The 14950-nt window shown below is 68.0% G+C and carries 11 protein-coding genes and 1 riboswitch; of the genes, 2 read left to right on the top strand and 9 right to left on the bottom strand.

All coding sequences use genetic code 11. The features are described from left to right. Positions 1–10 precede the first annotated feature (10 nt). On the bottom strand, positions 11–1135 hold the full coding sequence (gene metX / locus AC5RVB_RS07310; RefSeq protein ID WP_227904347.1) for a homoserine O-acetyltransferase MetX: 1125 nt from the start codon (positions 1133–1135) through the stop codon (positions 11–13). A 9-nt stretch (positions 1136–1144) separates the two neighbouring features. After that, the gene (locus tag AC5RVB_RS07315; RefSeq protein WP_227928965.1) at positions 1145–2461 is read right to left on the bottom strand and encodes a bifunctional o-acetylhomoserine/o-acetylserine sulfhydrylase; all 1317 of its coding nucleotides are present in this window, start codon (positions 2459–2461) and stop codon (positions 1145–1147) included. Positions 2462–2540: 79 nt separating this feature from the next. Then, positions 2541–2657, bottom strand: a riboswitch (SAM riboswitch). Between the two features lie 161 nt (positions 2658–2818). On the opposite strand from AC5RVB_RS07315, the gene AC5RVB_RS07320 reads away from it, so the two are divergent. Next, positions 2819–3469, top strand: a complete 651-nt coding sequence (locus tag AC5RVB_RS07320; RefSeq protein ID WP_494142338.1) for a VOC family protein — start codon at positions 2819–2821, stop codon at positions 3467–3469. A gap of 170 nt (positions 3470–3639) precedes the next feature. Beyond that, positions 3640–4584: a hypothetical protein gene (locus tag AC5RVB_RS07325; protein ID WP_494142330.1), complete on the top strand. Its 945-nt coding sequence runs from the start codon at positions 3640–3642 to the stop codon at positions 4582–4584. Between the two features lie 109 nt (positions 4585–4693). Here the strand turns inward: AC5RVB_RS07325 and AC5RVB_RS07330 are convergent, their stop codons facing one another. The 7 genes from AC5RVB_RS07330 to hutU all read right to left on the bottom strand — a co-directional run bounded on the left by AC5RVB_RS07330 (position 4694) and on the right by hutU (position 14686). Continuing rightward, positions 4694–6691 carry a glycoside hydrolase family 2 protein gene (locus AC5RVB_RS07330; protein ID WP_494142339.1) on the bottom strand — a complete coding sequence of 666 codons (1998 nt, stop codon included), beginning with the start codon at positions 6689–6691 and terminating at the stop codon, positions 4694–4696. A 5-nt stretch (positions 6692–6696) separates the two neighbouring features. Beyond that, positions 6697–8100, bottom strand: a complete 1404-nt coding sequence (locus AC5RVB_RS07335) for an MFS transporter (protein WP_227928963.1) — start codon at positions 8098–8100, stop codon at positions 6697–6699. A gap of 68 nt (positions 8101–8168) precedes the next feature. After that, positions 8169–8957, bottom strand: coding sequence for a CPBP family intramembrane glutamic endopeptidase (locus AC5RVB_RS07340; protein ID WP_227904343.1), 789 nt, complete (start codon positions 8955–8957; stop codon positions 8169–8171). Positions 8958–9152: 195 nt separating this feature from the next. Further along, positions 9153–10382, bottom strand: a complete 1230-nt coding sequence (hutI, locus tag AC5RVB_RS07345) for an imidazolonepropionase (protein WP_290245375.1) — start codon at positions 10380–10382, stop codon at positions 9153–9155. Beyond that, positions 10379–11788 carry a formimidoylglutamate deiminase gene (locus tag AC5RVB_RS07350; RefSeq protein WP_494142331.1) on the bottom strand — a complete coding sequence of 470 codons (1410 nt, stop codon included), beginning with the start codon at positions 11786–11788 and terminating at the stop codon, positions 10379–10381. Before AC5RVB_RS07350 ends, hutI begins: the two co-directional genes overlap by 4 nt. Then, positions 11785–12990: an allantoate amidohydrolase gene (locus AC5RVB_RS07355; RefSeq protein ID WP_494142332.1), complete on the bottom strand. Its 1206-nt coding sequence runs from the start codon at positions 12988–12990 to the stop codon at positions 11785–11787. The genes AC5RVB_RS07350 and AC5RVB_RS07355 overlap by 4 nt, the downstream gene beginning before the upstream one ends. A gap of 10 nt (positions 12991–13000) precedes the next feature. After that, the gene (gene hutU / locus AC5RVB_RS07360; RefSeq protein ID WP_494142333.1) at positions 13001–14686 is read right to left on the bottom strand and encodes a urocanate hydratase; all 1686 of its coding nucleotides are present in this window, start codon (positions 14684–14686) and stop codon (positions 13001–13003) included. Positions 14687–14950 lie beyond the last annotated feature (264 nt).

The raw sequence follows: 14950 nt of genomic DNA on the forward strand, positions 1-14950 counted from the left end.
CACCGTTCCGCTAGGCGAAGAAGGCTGCCTGCAGCGGGCCGGCGATCTCCCGCACGTTGGTGAGGAAACCGTCGTGCCCTATCGGGGCGCGGATCAAATGCACCTGTGTGCCGCGCGGCAGTGCCGCAGCGAGGTCGGCCGATTGCTGCGGAAAGTAGAGGCGGTCTGATTCCACGGCAGCCACAAAGAATTCCGCCGTCGTCCGCGCCAGGGCCTGGCGCAGCGAGCCGCGCCCGCGGGCGACGTCGTGCCCCATCAACGCTTCGGTCAGGACCAGGTAGGTGTTGGCGTCGAAACGGCCGGCCAGCTTGCCGGCCTGGTGGTCGAGGTAGCTTTCGACGGCGTATCGGCCCCGTTCAGCGGGCAAAACGGCGCCGAAGGGGTTCTCGTCCTCCTGCGGGCTGCGCCCGAACCGGTATTCGAGCTCCGGTTCGGACCGGTAGGTAATGTGGGCGATCCGCCGGGCCAGGCCGAGGCCTGCCAGGGGCGGGTTCCCGTTGTAGTAATCGCCGCCGCTGAAGTCCGGGTCCAGCCGGATGGCGGCAATCTGCGCCTGCGCAAAGGCGATCTGTTCGGCGGTGCTGGCCGGGGTTGCCGCGATCACGGCACAGCGCTGCACCCGGTCCGGTTCCGTGGCCGCCCATTCCAGCGCCCGCGCCCCGCCCAGGGAGCCGCCCAGCACGGCATGCCAACGGGCTATGCCAAGGCGGTCCGCCAGCCGTGCCTCGGCCCGCACGGCGTCGCGGATGGTAACCAGCGGGAACCGTGAGCCCCACGGCAGGCCCTGCGGGTCCAGCGAGGACGGGCCGGTGGAACCGTAGCAGCCGCCGATCATATTCGCCGCGACCACGTAGAACCGATTGGTGTCCACGGGCCGGCCCGGCCCCACCAGCTCATCCCACCAGCCGGGCTCATCCGTGTGCCCGCGGGCCACATGGGTGCTTCCGGTGAGGGCGTGGGCCACAAACACGGCGTTGCTCGCGTCCGCGTTCAGCTGGCCCCACGTCTCATACCCGAGGACGACGTCGGGCAGGTATCCGCCGGTTTCCAGTTCAAGTCCGCCGATCGAGGCGAACCGCAGCACCCCGTCCACGGCGGTGGCGGGGTGCTGCGGTGCAGAATGCCGAATAGTCACGGTGCCCCGTTACGCGCCCTTGGCGGCCCGGAAGCCGGCCTCGAGATCCGCGAGGATGTCGTCAATGTGCTCGATGCCCACGGAGAGCCGCACGAGCCCGGGGCTGACTCCGGCGGCGAGCTGCGCCTCGGCTCCCAGCTGGCTGTGCGTGGTGGAGGCCGGATGGATGACCAGCGAGCGCACGTCACCCACGTTGGCCACATGGGAGTGCAGTTCCAAACCATCCACGAACCGCTTGCCTGCTTCCACTCCCCCGGCAATCTCGAAGGACACAATGGCCCCCGTTCCGCGCGGGCCGTACTTGCGTCCGCGTTCGAACCACGGGCTCGACTCCAGGCCCGCGTACGCAACGGACAGGACGTCGTCGTGCGCCTCCAGCCAGTTGGCAACCTCGACGGCGTTGGCCACGTGCCGCTCCACCCGCAGGCTGAGGGTTTCCAGGCCCTGGGCAATAAGGAACGCGTTGAACGGTGAGACCGCCGAGCCGAGATCGCGCAGCAGCTGCACACGTGCCTTGAGGATGAAGGCCAGGTTGGCGCCAAGCGGGCTCCCGACCCCCAGGTCCCGGGCGTAGACCAGCCCGTTGTAGCTCTCATCCGGTGTGTTGAAGCCGGGGAACTTCTCCGGGTCCGCCGCGAAGTCGAAGTTCCCCGAATCCACGATGACGCCGGCGATGGAGGTGCCGTGCCCGCCGAGGTACTTGGTGGCCGAGTGCACCACAATGTCCGCACCCCATTCAATGGGGCGGATGAGGTACGGCGTGGCGAGCGTGTTGTCCACGATCAGCGGCACTCCGGCCTGGTGTGCCACGGCGCTGATGCCTTCAAGGTCCAGTACGTCCTGGCGCGGGTTGGACACCACCTCGCCGAAGAACGCCTTGGTGTTGGGCTGCACCGCGGTGCGCCACTGCTCCAGGTCATCCGGGTCCTGCACAAAGGTGGTCTCGATGCCGAACTTCTTCAGCGTGTGCTTTAACAGGTTGTACGTGCCGCCGTACAGGCTGGGGCTGGCCACAATGTGGTCACCGGCCTGGGCCACGTTCAGCAGGGCGAAGGTTTCCGCGGCCTGTCCCGAGGCCAGCAGCAGTGCGCCGACCCCGCCTTCCAGGGACGCGATCCGGTTCTCTACCGCTTCCTGGGTGGGGTTTCCGATCCGGGTGTAGATGGGTTCAAGATCGGCCAGGGCAAACCGGTTTGCGGCTGCCTCGGCGCTGGGAAAGACGAAGGACGATGTCTGGTAGATGGGCAGGGCGCGGGCGCCGGTGACGGCGTCGGGCTCCTGTCCTACGTGGATCTGACGGGTTTCAAAAGACCAATCTGCACTCATGATGCTCCCTCATGCCAGGGGCCGCACACTACCTTCGCGGGAACATCCGGGTACGCCGGATGTCCGGTGGGGTTTGTGGGACCCGCGCTTGCCGGACGCCCTTTTGGCGTGCGGCCAGGTCTTCACCCGGGGCACCCCACCGCGGTTGGAGGGTTGCCGGCCAGCAAGCCGGGGCTATCTGCTGGCACTCATGACCTGCACCCATAAAAACTGATCCGCTGAGGATGCGCAACCTTCATGACTTTTCGTGAAAAAATAACCGGCCCCGTGTATAGATTTCGTGTCCTGAGGCAACTGGATTTCTTCTTAGGCTTCCCTTAGTCGAGACGGGCATCACAACGTGCCACAATGAGCCGCATGCGCTTGGACCATGTTTCTTATGCCTGTGAATCCGACGGTCTTTTGGCCACCACCGAGAGGATTGCTGCTGCTCTCGGAGCCGACTTCGTAAAGGGTGGCGTCCACCCCCGATTCGGTACCCGCAATATGATCCTGCCCCTGGCCAACAACCAATATGTGGAAGTTGTCGAGGTGCTCAACCACCCTGCCTCGGACAAGGCGCCCTTCGGGCAGGCCGTCCGCCAGCGCTCCGAATGCGGAGGCGGCTGGATGGGGTGGTGCGTCGCAGTTGATGACCTCTCGCCCTTCGAAGAACGCCTGGGCCGCCCGTCAGTGCCGGGCAACCGAAAATTCCCTGATGGCCAGGAACTCACCTGGCGCCAGATCGGCATCAACGGCCTGATCGCGGATCCCCAGGTGCCCTACCTGCTGCGATGGGATGACGGCACCGAGGCACTGCACCCCTCCAATGCCCTTCCCGGGATGCCCGGTTCGGTGAAACTGAATTCGCTGACCATCGCCGGGTCGGCTGCCCGGGTCACTGACTGGCTGGGCCACCCGGTGGAGGCACCGCTGGAGGGCGTTGCCGTCACCTGGATCGCTCCGGCCGGCACGCCCGGCATCATGTCGGTCACCTTCGACACCGCCAACGGCCGGGTGGAGATCTAGCTCCGGGGTTTTGCTGCCGGTTTGGGGTTTTCCTGCCGGTCTGAGAATTCCCTCCGCTGCAAAGTGGCAGGAATTTCCCAAACCGGTAGATTCTCTCTCCGAGCCGCAGGTTTTCCACATTTGAGCCTGGTTCGCTCGCATCTACGCCACCGCCCTTCCACCCTGAAGGCGTGAATCCCGAGCTCATCTTCGCGGCTGACGCCGATTCCTTCGGCTCAGGCCGCCGTTCCCTTGCCCTGCAGTGCCGGGCGGGGCAACTGGTGCGGCTTCGTGCCGGGATCTATATCGACGTCGAGGTATGGCGACAGCTCCGTGCCTGGGAAAAAGAGCGGGTACGTATCCAGGCGGCATCACAACAAGTGCCCGGGCAACGCGTCCTCGTCCAGCAGTCCGCCGCCGTCATTTGGGGGCTACCGGTGATCGATTCACCACCTGAGGTACTACTGCTGGCTTCCCCGTCCTCCCACGGCCGGCGCCGGGGCGGTCTCCACTGGACGGAACGCAAGCTGCTGGAACCGCTCGATGTTGTTGAGGGAATGTCGCTGACCTCCCGTGCACAGACCGCTCTGGACATGGCCGCGTATCTGGCTTTCGAGCACTCGGTTCCGGCTATGGACAGTGTCCTGCGCCCGGACCTGGTGCACGGCCGCCCAGCCACGAACAAAGACGAGCTGGAAAAACTGGCTCGGAATCTGCCCGACATGGCCAAACAGACGAGGGCCCGGCGCGTAATCGACTTTGCCGACCCCCGGTCCGAGTCCCCAGGGGAATCGTATTCACGTGCAGTTCTGCACCGCCATGGTTTTCCGGTTCCGGAGCTTCAGTATGAATTTCTTACTTCAATGGGTCACTTCCGAACAGATTTTTATTGGAAGGACCAGCGGGTGGTCGGAGAATTCGACGGTGCAGTGAAGTACGGTGCCAACGGATCCGTACTCCCTCCGTCGTGGGACACGCTGATGCGGGAAAAACGTCGCGAAGACGCCATCCGTGCAACCGGGGTCGATTTTGTCCGCTGGTCCTGGCGCGATATCCGCATGCCGGCGCAGCACCCGGAGAGCCTGGTCCACCGGCTGATCCAAGCTGGCCTGTCTCCAACCCGCCGCCAGCGCTGAACTCTCTGCCGGTTGGGAATTCCCTGCCGTTTTGGGAATTCCCTCCGCCGCAAACTGGCAGGGATTTCCCAAACCGGTCGATTTATCCCAAACGGACCGGAACCAGCGTTTACCCACCCGCAGCACGGATCAGCCGGGCATTAACCTCCCGCAGCGTCCCGGCGTCGATCTTCAGCACCGCCCGGTCATAGGTGAGCAGCCCATTGACCTCGTCCTCGACGTCGGTGAGCTGGGTATAGACCGTGGCCGCGAGGCCGCGCGCCACCGCCGGTTCGATCTGCCGGGTATGCAGCCGGCGGTAAGCGCGCTGCAGCGCCTGCCTGGTCCGGAAGCTCCGATAGCCGAACTCCTTGGTATTGAACGTATGTCCGGGGATGCGCAGGCTGTAGCCGCCGTATTCGGAGAGGACAACGGCGCGGCTGCCGCGCAGCCAGGCTTTCCGCAGCCGGAACGGCAGGAAATAGACGTGCAGGCTTTTCATGTCGCCGCCGCCCTGGTCATGCCAGCCGCTGGCATGGTCGATACTGCGGGTCGGATCCAGCCGGCGCAGCTGCGCGGTGACCGCGTTGGCGTCGAACTGGCCCCAGGCTTCATTGAAGGGCACCCAGACGGCCAGGCTGACAGTGTTGCGGAGCAGCTCCACCGTGCCGTGCATCTCCGCCAGGAACTCGGCCCGGCCGGCTTCCTCATCACGGCCGAAGGCAAGATACGCGTTATCCCGCCGGTGCGTCCCTGCCACGGCAGGAGCGGTGACCACCGAATGCCGGTACGTGGTCCCGCCGTTGACCAGATCCTGCCAGACCAGCATTCCCAGCCGGTCGCAGTGGTAGTACCAGCGCAACGGTTCAATCTTGATGTGTTTGCGCAGCATGGTGAAGCCCAGGTCGCGTGCCCGTTCAATATCGGAAGCCAGCGCGGCGTCCGACGGCGCGGTGTACAGCCCGTCCGGCCAGTAACCCTGGTCCAGCAGCCCGGCGTGGAAGTAGGGGCGGCCGTTGAGCAGCAACCGCAGCCGCCCTGCGGCGTCAGGACCCATGCCGAAGGTCCGCAGCCCGGTGTAGCTCTGTACCCGGTCCACTTCGCGCCCGCCGTCGAGCAGCCGCACCTGAACGTCATAAAGAAACGGGTCCTCCGGCGTCCACACGTGCGGATGGGGAATGGCAAGGCGCAGTGGAACACCGGGGACGACGACGGCGCGCGCCACGGTCTGTCCGGCCGCGGAGACGGTGATCTCGGCGCTTAGGTCCGCTCCGCGGGCCGGGGTTCCGGCTTCGGAGGGCCCGACCACTCCGGCACGGCTCAGGTCCGCTCCGCCGGCCGGGGTACCGGCTTCGGAGGGCACGGCCACTCCGGCACTGCTCAGGTCCGCTCCGCCGGCCGGGGTTCCGGTGGAATCCGCCCCGGCCGCGCTGGCCTGGTTGCCGCTGCCATGCCCGGTGCTGGCAGTGCCTGCCGTACCGGCATCGCTGACCTGCACGGTAACCGTCACCGAGTCCAGATCCGGCACCAGGGCCAATCCCCCGATGGATATTCCGGGCACCGATTCGAGCCACACGGTCTGCCAGATGCCGGACTGCGCCGTGTACCAGATACCGCCCCGGTCCAGCTTTTGCTTGCCGCGGCTGTGGTAGCCGGTGTCGCTGATGTCCCGCACCCGGACCACGAGCTCCTGCTCTGCGCCGGGTTGCCCGGCCAGCGCCTTGGTGACGTCCAGGCTGAACGGCAGGTAGCCGCCGTCGTGCCCGCCCACCGGAACGCCGTTGACCGTGACGGTGCAGCTCTGGTCCACGGCACCGAAGTGCAGCATCACCCGCTCCCGCGCCACCCCCGTATCCCCGGCGAAGTCCGCGGGCAGGATGAAACTGCGCCGGTACCAGAGCGCCTCGGAAGGCTGCAGCTGCCGGCCGACGCCGGACAGCGGTGCCTCCGGGGAGAACGGCACCAGAATCTGCCCGTCCCAAGCGTCCGGCGCCTCTTCGCGTCCGCCTGCAGTGATGGCGTATTCCCAGTACCCGTTCAGATTCAGGTAGCTGTCGCGCACGAGCTGGGGCCGGGGGTATTCCTGCAGCACGGCGGCCGGATCCAGGTCCGTTCCCCACTCGGTCATCAGTGTCACTGGGCCGTGTTCTCCTTCTTTTCGGCAGTTTTTTGCCCGGCCCCGGTTGCCGGCCCGGATGCCGTACCGGCGGCAGGCGGGTGCTGGGTGTCGTGCAGAGTGTTCAGCCGGTGCAGCAAATACACCGGCACTATGGTCAGCAGGGCCACTGCGGCGGCGGCCAGGAAAATCCACGGGGTGGGCACCTGGCGGAGCACTCCGAGGTCCAGATAGGTTTCATTGGCCCCGATGATCACCGCCGAGCCGATGAACGGCCCCACCACCATGGGGATCATTACGGCGAAGATCATCCGCAGGCCCTGCACGTTACCGGCCCGTCCGGGCGGAGTGAAATCCCGGACCGAGGCCATCACTGCGGCGGTGGCCAGCAGGAACCCGGCCATCATCACCGTCCCGGCGAGCATGACCGGTCCCTGGCCGCGGGCGAAGAACATACCGGCCGCACCAACCACCATGACTCCGGCGGCGGGCAGGATGGCACGGATTTTCCCGATCCGGTCGATCAGCCGCCCGCCGGCCACGCTGGCAACGGAAGCCGCCACCAGGACCACGGCCAGGGGCAGGGCGTAATTCTCAATCCGCAGGAAACGCTGCAGGTAGATGATCAGGTACGGCAGGAAGATCTGCGCTGCGATGCCCAGCACGGCGGCGGCCGCCAGAACCAGGTACAGCCCGGGCGAGTCCCGGACCGCTGAGGGACGCAGGCCGTGCACCAGGGACCGCAGGTAGTTCTCCGCCCCCGGGGCAGCGTCCGGGTGCTCACGGACCAGGAACCAGGACAACACCCCCACAGCTGCCGTTGTCAGCCCGATGACGGCGAAGAACTCCTGCCACATGCCCGCGCGCGTCATCCCGTCGAGGGCGCCGAAGACCACCAGCATGGACAGCAGCGGCATGATCGACAGGACCGAATCCACGCGGCCCCGGTTGGCCGGCACCGTGGAATCGGTGACCCAGGCGTTGAACGCGGCGTCGTTGGCGCCGGAGCCGAAGAAGGAGAGCAGGCAGTCCAACGCCACCACGGCGACGACGGTCAGCACCACGGCATCCCGCGCCGGCCCCAGCGCAGCGGCGGCATCCACGGAGATGAACCCGAACGCGGCGGTGCAGCCGCCCCAGAGAACATAGCCGGTGGAAATGAAGATCCGCCGCCGGCGCAACCGGTCCGAGGCGGAGCCGACCAGCAGGGAGGCAACCGTGGCGGTCACGGCGCTGGCGGCAACCATCCCCGCCAGAACGGTGGGGTTGTCGGTGATGGTGTTGTAGACGAACACATTCAGGTACATGTTCTCCACGGTCCAGGCCAGCTGGCCGGTCAGCCCCAGTATCACCAGTGCCGCCCAGGTCCGTCCGCCGAGAGCCGCCGTCGGCCGGTCCGTGCGGGGGCGAAGCGGTGGCATGGGACTCCTCATCGGCGGGGGTTGTGCTGCACCATACCAGCAGCTTGAGCCCGGACCGGGCAGGCGGGTCAGTTCCCTATTCCGATGGCCGGCCCAAACAGGGCAAAACCGACGAATCCGGTAATGTCCACCAGCGCGTGGGCGATCACCAGTGGCATGACCCGTTTGGTTTTCAGGTACACGAAACCGAAGATCAGCCCCATCAGGAAGTTGCCGATCCCGGGGCCGATCCCCTGGTACAGGTGGTAGCTGGCCCGGATCAGGGCGCTGGTGAGGATGATGGCCGGCGCGCTCCAGCCCAGCTGCCGCAGGCGCAGGAACAGGTAGCCCACCACAATCACCTCTTCGAGCACCGCGTGCCTGAGTGCCGAGAGAATCAGGACCGGCAGCGTCCACCAATAGGTATCCAGTGCGGCGGGGACCAACGCCGTGGTGATGCCCAGGGCACGGCCGGCGGCGTAGACACCCAGGGTCCCTACACAGATCAGCGCCGCCAGTCCGGCGCCCAGCAGGAAGTCATGCACGGGCCGGGCGAAGGTGAAGCCGATCCGCCGGAACGCTGATTTCCCCGGCTCGGTCAGCAGGTACAGGACCAGTGCCACGGGAAGCAGGGAGAAAAAAATGCCCAGCAGCTGGTAGGTGAGGTCGAACCAGGGCTGTTCATCCAGCACCGGGTTCAGTGTGGTGGTCTGGGAACCAAGAGGCGCTTCGGTGGCCTTCTCGATCAGCTCGACGACGGCGTAGACGCCGGAGCGGCCCAGGGACAGCCCCAGCACAATCAGGATCTCGAAAACCAGCATCCGGCGGGCCCGGGGGTCCAGGGAACCGTCCGGCGCGGAAGGGAAGGCAGCGCGCATGGACTCCATTGTGCCGGACGGGGTCAGACCCGCATCGAAAAGGCACGATTTACCGTTTCGGGAATCGAAACGGCACGATTTACAGGTTTCGTCCGTAAAAACGGTAATTTGTGACTTCTCGATTCGCCGGCGGTGCGTCATGCGCCCTCAGCCCGCATCCCGCAGCCCCGGTCACCGACGCACCCCCGCCGGAAGTCAGCCGCGGACCGGCTCCCCGGCCCTAAACACCATGCCGGTCAGGGGCATGCCGGGCCGGTAGGCCAGATGCGCGGCCGAGGGCGCGTTCAGCAGCTGCAGATCCGCGCGGTGCCCGACGGCGAGGGACCCCACGGCCCTGGCGCCGTCCCGGTCCTCCCCGGTGTGCACCCGCAGCGCCAAAGCACCGCCGTAGGTGGCTGCCCGGACGGCTTCGGCCACGGTCAGCCCCATCTGCAGCACCGCCGTTGCGACGCAGAAATTCATTGAGCTGGTGAAGGAGGTGCCCGGATTGCAGTTCGATGCCAGCGCCACCTGCACCCCGGCATCCAGCAGCCGGCGGGCCGGGGCCAGCGGCGCACGGGTAGACAGGTCGCAGGCCGGCAGGCAGGTTGCCACAGTGCCCGGGGTACCCGTGCCGGCCGTGCCGTCCCAGTCGGTCCAGGTGCCGGCGAGCGCCGCCACGTCGGCGTCGGAGAGGTGGTTCACGTGGTCCACGCTGGCCGCGCCAAACTCCGCTGCCAGGGCGGCACCGGCACCGGGGCCCAGCTGGTTGCCGTGGACGCGCAGTCCCAGCCCGGCCGCCTGTCCGGCGGCCAGGACGCGGCGGGACTGGTCTGCGGTGAAGGCTCCTTCCTCGCAGAACACATCGATCCACTGCACATAGGGGCGGACGGCGGTGAGCATCGGCCCGCAGACCAGCTCCGTATACTCCTCCGGATCGGCTCCGGGCGGAACCAGATGGGCGCCGAGGAACGTGACCGTGTCCGCCACGGTGGACGCGATCCTGGCGCTGCGCGCCTCCTCCTCCACGGTCAGCCCGTAACCGGTTTTGGTTTCCAGGTAGGTGGTGCCGCCCGCGGCCGCTTCGGCCGCCCTGGCCATTAGCAGCCGGGTCAGGTCATAGTCCGACGCCGAGCGGGTTGCTTCGGTGGTGACGGCAATCCCTCCGGCGGCATACGGCTCCCCCGCCATCCGTGCCTCGAACTCCGCACTACGGTCCCCGGCGAACACCAGATGGGTGTGCGAGTCCACCCAGCCGGGCAGCCCGGCCCGCCCGCCGGCGTCGAACACCTCGTCCGCCGCCGGCGCCTGCGGTGCGGGACCGATCCAGCTGATCCGCTCGCCCTCAAACGCTATGGCGGCGTTGCGGAGCACCGGGTCCGGGCGGCGGTGGTCCTGGGTGGACAGCTCGCCGATGTTGGTAATAAGAAGGGAGGCCGGTGTCACGGGCGGGCACGTCCTTGCGGGTCGGGTAGGGAATCCGCCGCCGCCAGGGCGCCGGCGAGCAGGGCTGCCGGATCCCCCAGCACGGCGTGGTGTCCGTCCCGGGCGAGGATCCGCCCCGCCACCACGACTGTACGCACATCCGCAGCGGTGGCCGTCAGCGCCAGCTGCTCCGGCCGGCTTCCGGCGGTGCGGACCGAAGCCGGGTCCATCACCATCAGGTCACAGGCGTTTCCAACGGCGAGTCCCGGCGCAGGCCTCCCCATCGCCAGGGCACCGGCGTCGGAAACGGCCCGGTGCAGAAGGGCCGGGGCAAACCTGCCGCGCTCCCCCGAGCCAAGCCGCTCCCCGTACTCCAGGGCGCGCATCTCCTGCCACGGATCGACGACGGCGTGCTGGTCAGTTCCCAGCGCAATCCCGGCTCCGGCGTCGCGCAACCGGGCAGCGGGGCCGATACCGTCCGCCAGGTCCGCCTCCGTGGTGGGGCACAGCACCACGGTGGCTCCCGCCCCGCCGAGAATGCCGATGTCCTCCCCGCTCAGATGGGTGGCGTGGACCGCAGACAGCCGGCCGGTCACCAACCCGTGTTTATGCAGCAACCCGGTGGGAGTCATCCCGGTAGCCGCCAGACATGCCTCGTTTTCCGCCGGCTGTTCGGAGAGGTGGATGTGCAGGGGCACCTCCGGGTCCAGGCGGGAAGCCACCGCGGCCAGGGCGGCCTCCGGGACGCCGCGGACCGAATGCAGGGCTGCGGCCACGCTGATCTGCGCCGGATCGAACTCGTTGGCAAACGCCGTGCGGAGCGATGCCAGCCGGGTGAGCCAGCCGTCTGCGCCGGCATCCCCGAAGCGCAGCTGTTCGGCGGACAGGGCGGTGTCGAATCCGCCCGAGAGGTACGCGGTGTCCAGGAGGGTGAGCCGGATGCCGGTGGCGAGGGCGGCGCGGGCCAGGGCGCGTTCCATCGCGTGCGCAGGAGCGTAGGGGGTGCCGTCCGGGTGATGGTGGAGGTAGTGGAACTCCGCCACGGAGGTCCACCCGGTCACCACCATCTCGGCGAACACCGCCGTGGCGAGTTCCTCGTACAGCTCCGGCGTGAGGACTGCGGCGGCGGCGTACATCTGCTCCCGCCAGGTCCAGAAGCTGCCCGGGCCGCCGGCATGGGTGCGCCCGCGCAGGATCCGGTGGAAGGCGTGGGAGTGGGCGTTGGACGCGGCCGGGAAGGTCACCCCGGGCAGCACCCGGTCACCGTCGCGTGCCGCCGTACCGGTTTCGACGGCGGCGATGCAGCCTGCGCCGTCGACCTCCGCCCGCACGCCCCGGGATATCCGCCCGTCCAGCAGCGCCTGTTCGCACCAGAAGAAACGCTCCACCGGAAGGTCAGCCCATACCCCGGCAGCTTTGCCGCTCACAGCAGGTCCGCAAGGACATCGGCCAGTGCTGCGGTTCCCGCGTCCGCGTCAGCCGGTTCCACGTGTTCCTCCGGCGAATGCGAGATGCCGGTGGGGTTGCGGACAAAGAGCATCCCGGCAGGGACGTGGCCGGCGAGGATTCCTGCATCGTGTCCGGCGCCGGTGGCCAGCACCGGAGCTCCGGGCAGGGAGAGTTCAAGGCTGCGCCGAAGCATGGGCTCAAACTCCGTTGTCCCGGTCCATGACTCGCGCGAGAGGCTCACGGTGCAGCCCTCGAATGCGGCGATCTTTTGTGCCTTGCCGTGGATGGTGTCCACCAGTTCCAGGGTGACGGCGTCCCGGGGGTGCCGGGCGTCCAGCCACAGGTCCACCCGGGAGGCAATGACGTTGGTACCGCCGGGCACGGGGGAAATCCTGCCCACCGTGGCCCGGGCGCCGTCCACCGCGGCGGCGGCCTGCTGCACGGCCACAATAATGTGCGCTGCAGCAACCATCGGATCGGCACGGTCGGCCATCGCGGTGGTGCCTGCGTGGTTGCCTTCTCCGCGTATGCTCAGCCGCCAGCGGCCGTGGCCGAGGACGGAACCGCCGACGGCGACTGCCGGGCCGCCGTCGCCCAGTCCCCTGCCCTGCTCCACGTGCAGTTCCACGAAGTCCCCGATCCTGGCCAGGGCCTGCTCGTCCCGGCCCAGCCGGTCCGGGTCCAGCCCGTGGGCGCGGACCGCCTCGGCGAAGGTGGTGCCGTCTGCGTCACGCAGGTTCCGTGCAGTATCCGGATCGATGGCGCCGGTCAGGAGCCGGGACCCCAGGCACGCAACGCCGAACCGGGATCCCTCCTCCTCCGGAAAGACGGCAACCGCCAGTGACCGTCGGGGCTGCACGCCGCGGCTGCGCAGCAGGTCGACGGCCGCGAGCGCCGAGGCGATCCCCAGCGGACCGTCGAACGCGCCGCCGCCCGGAACGGAGTCCAGATGGCTCCCGGTGACCAGTGCCCCGGCCTGCGGCGGCCCCCACCAGGCCCAGAGAATCCCGTTGCGGTCAGTCTCCGTGTCCAGTCCGCGACGCTGCGCCTCGGCGGTGAACCAGCTGCGCAGGTCCAGTTCGGCGGTGGAAAATACCGGACGGGAGTAGCCGCCGTGCCGTCGGTCACGGCCGGTGTCCGCGATGGCTGCGAGGAGTGGGTTAACGCCGGAGCTGTCCATGGTCCGGACCCTATTCGTTCATGGGGATTCGGATGCCGCGCTCTGCCGCGACATCGTGCGCCCGCGCGTATCCGGCGTCGGCGTGGCGCATCACTCCGGTGCCGGGATCATTGGTGAGCAGCGTTTCCAGCTTGCGGGCGGCCAGCTCGGTGCCGTCCGCCACGCCTACCTGGCCGGCGTGGATGGACCGGCCGATCCCCACACCGCCGCCGTGATGCAGCGATACCCAGGTGGCGCCGGAGGCCGTATTGAGCAGGGCGTTCAGCAACGGCCAGTCCGCAATGGCATCCGACCCGTCTGCCATGGCCTCGGTTTCCCGGTACGGGGAAGCCACGGAGCCGGAATCCAGGTGGTCGCGGCCAATGACGATGGGCGCGCTGACCCTGCCTTCGGCCACGAGCCGGTTGAACAGCAGGCCGGCTCTGGCCCGCTCCCCGTAGCCCAGCCAGCAGATCCGTGCCGGCAGTCCCTCGAACTCCACGTGTTCGGCGGCGGCGTCGATCCAGCGGTGCAGCCGGGTGTTCTCCGGGAACAGCTCCTTGATGGCTGCGTCCGTGACGGCAATATCCGCCGGGTCGCCGGAGAGCGCCACCCAGCGGAACGGGCCCATCCCCTCGCAGAACAGCGGCCGGATGTAGGCGGGCACAAACCCGGGAAAGTCGAAGGCGCGGGCGTAACCGCCCTGGCGGGCCTCGTCCCGGATGGAGTTGCCGTAGTCGAAGACCTCCGCCCCGGCGTCCTGGAAGCCCACCATGGCCGCGACCTGGCGTGCCATGGACTCACGTGCCTGTTTGGTGAATCCGTCCGGGTCCGCTGCCGCTTCGGCGTGCCAGCGGTCCACCGGGATGCCTGCCGGCAGGTAGCTCAGCGGGTCGTGGGCCGAGGTTTGGTCAGTGACGATGTCCACCGTAATCTCCCCGTCGTGACGGCGCCGCAGCAGCTCTTCAAACACCTCGGCGGCGTTGCCGACCACGCCCACGGACAACGCCCGCTTTTCGGTCCGGGCCGCCATTACCCGGGCGACGGCGGTGTCCAGGTCCGGTGCCACCTCGTCCAGATAGCGCTTGGCGGCACGGCGCTGCAGCCGGGTTTCGTCCACGTCCACAATCAGCACCGCTCCGCCGTTCAGGGTCACGGCCAGCGGCTGCGCACCGCCCATTCCTCCGCACCCGCCGGTAAGCGTCAGCGTTCCGGCCAGGGTGGCGTTGCCATCCCCGAAGAGTTTGCGGGCCACGGCACCGAAGGTTTCATACGTGCCCTGCAGGATGCCCTGGGTGCCGATGTAGATCCAGGACCCGGCAGTCATCTGCCCGTACATCATCAGGCCTTCAGCTTCGAGCCGCCGGAACTCGGGCCAGGTGGCCCAGTCCCCCACCAGGTTGGAGTTGGCAATCAGCACCCGCGGGGCCCATTCGTGGGTGCGGAAGACACCCACCGGCTTGCCGGACTGGACCAGCAGCGTCTCATCCCCGGCCAGGGTGGACAGGGTCGCGATGATGGCGTCATAGGCTTCCCAGCTGCGCGCTGCGCGCCCGGTACCGCCGTAGACCACCAGGTCCGCCGGCCGTTCCGCCACCTCGGGGTCCAGATTGTTCATCAGCATGCGCAGCGGCGCTTCGGTCTGCCAGCTTTTCGCAGTGAGACGGGTACCCCGGGGTGCACTGACCTGCCGGTCCGGATCGGATGTGGTTGCCATAGCCAGACCGTAGCCCACGGGCTTTCCCGTACCGCCTCCGGAGCCATCGCTTTCTGGGATACCAGACAGCACCCGTTCCAGGGATCGGTGCCCGTGATTGCCGGGATTCCGGGCAGCGCCCCGCCGTTACGGTCCGGCAGGGGCGCCGAGCCGCCGGGAGATTTCAACAGCGCAGCGGTTCAGTTCCGGCAGGTATTCCTCCGCCAGGGCCTCGACGGCGGCAGCCGGGGCGGCGGCAACGCACCTGGCGGGGGCGGTGTGGCC

The sequence above is a fragment of the Arthrobacter sp. Y3225209 genome (genome assembly GCF_059090685.1).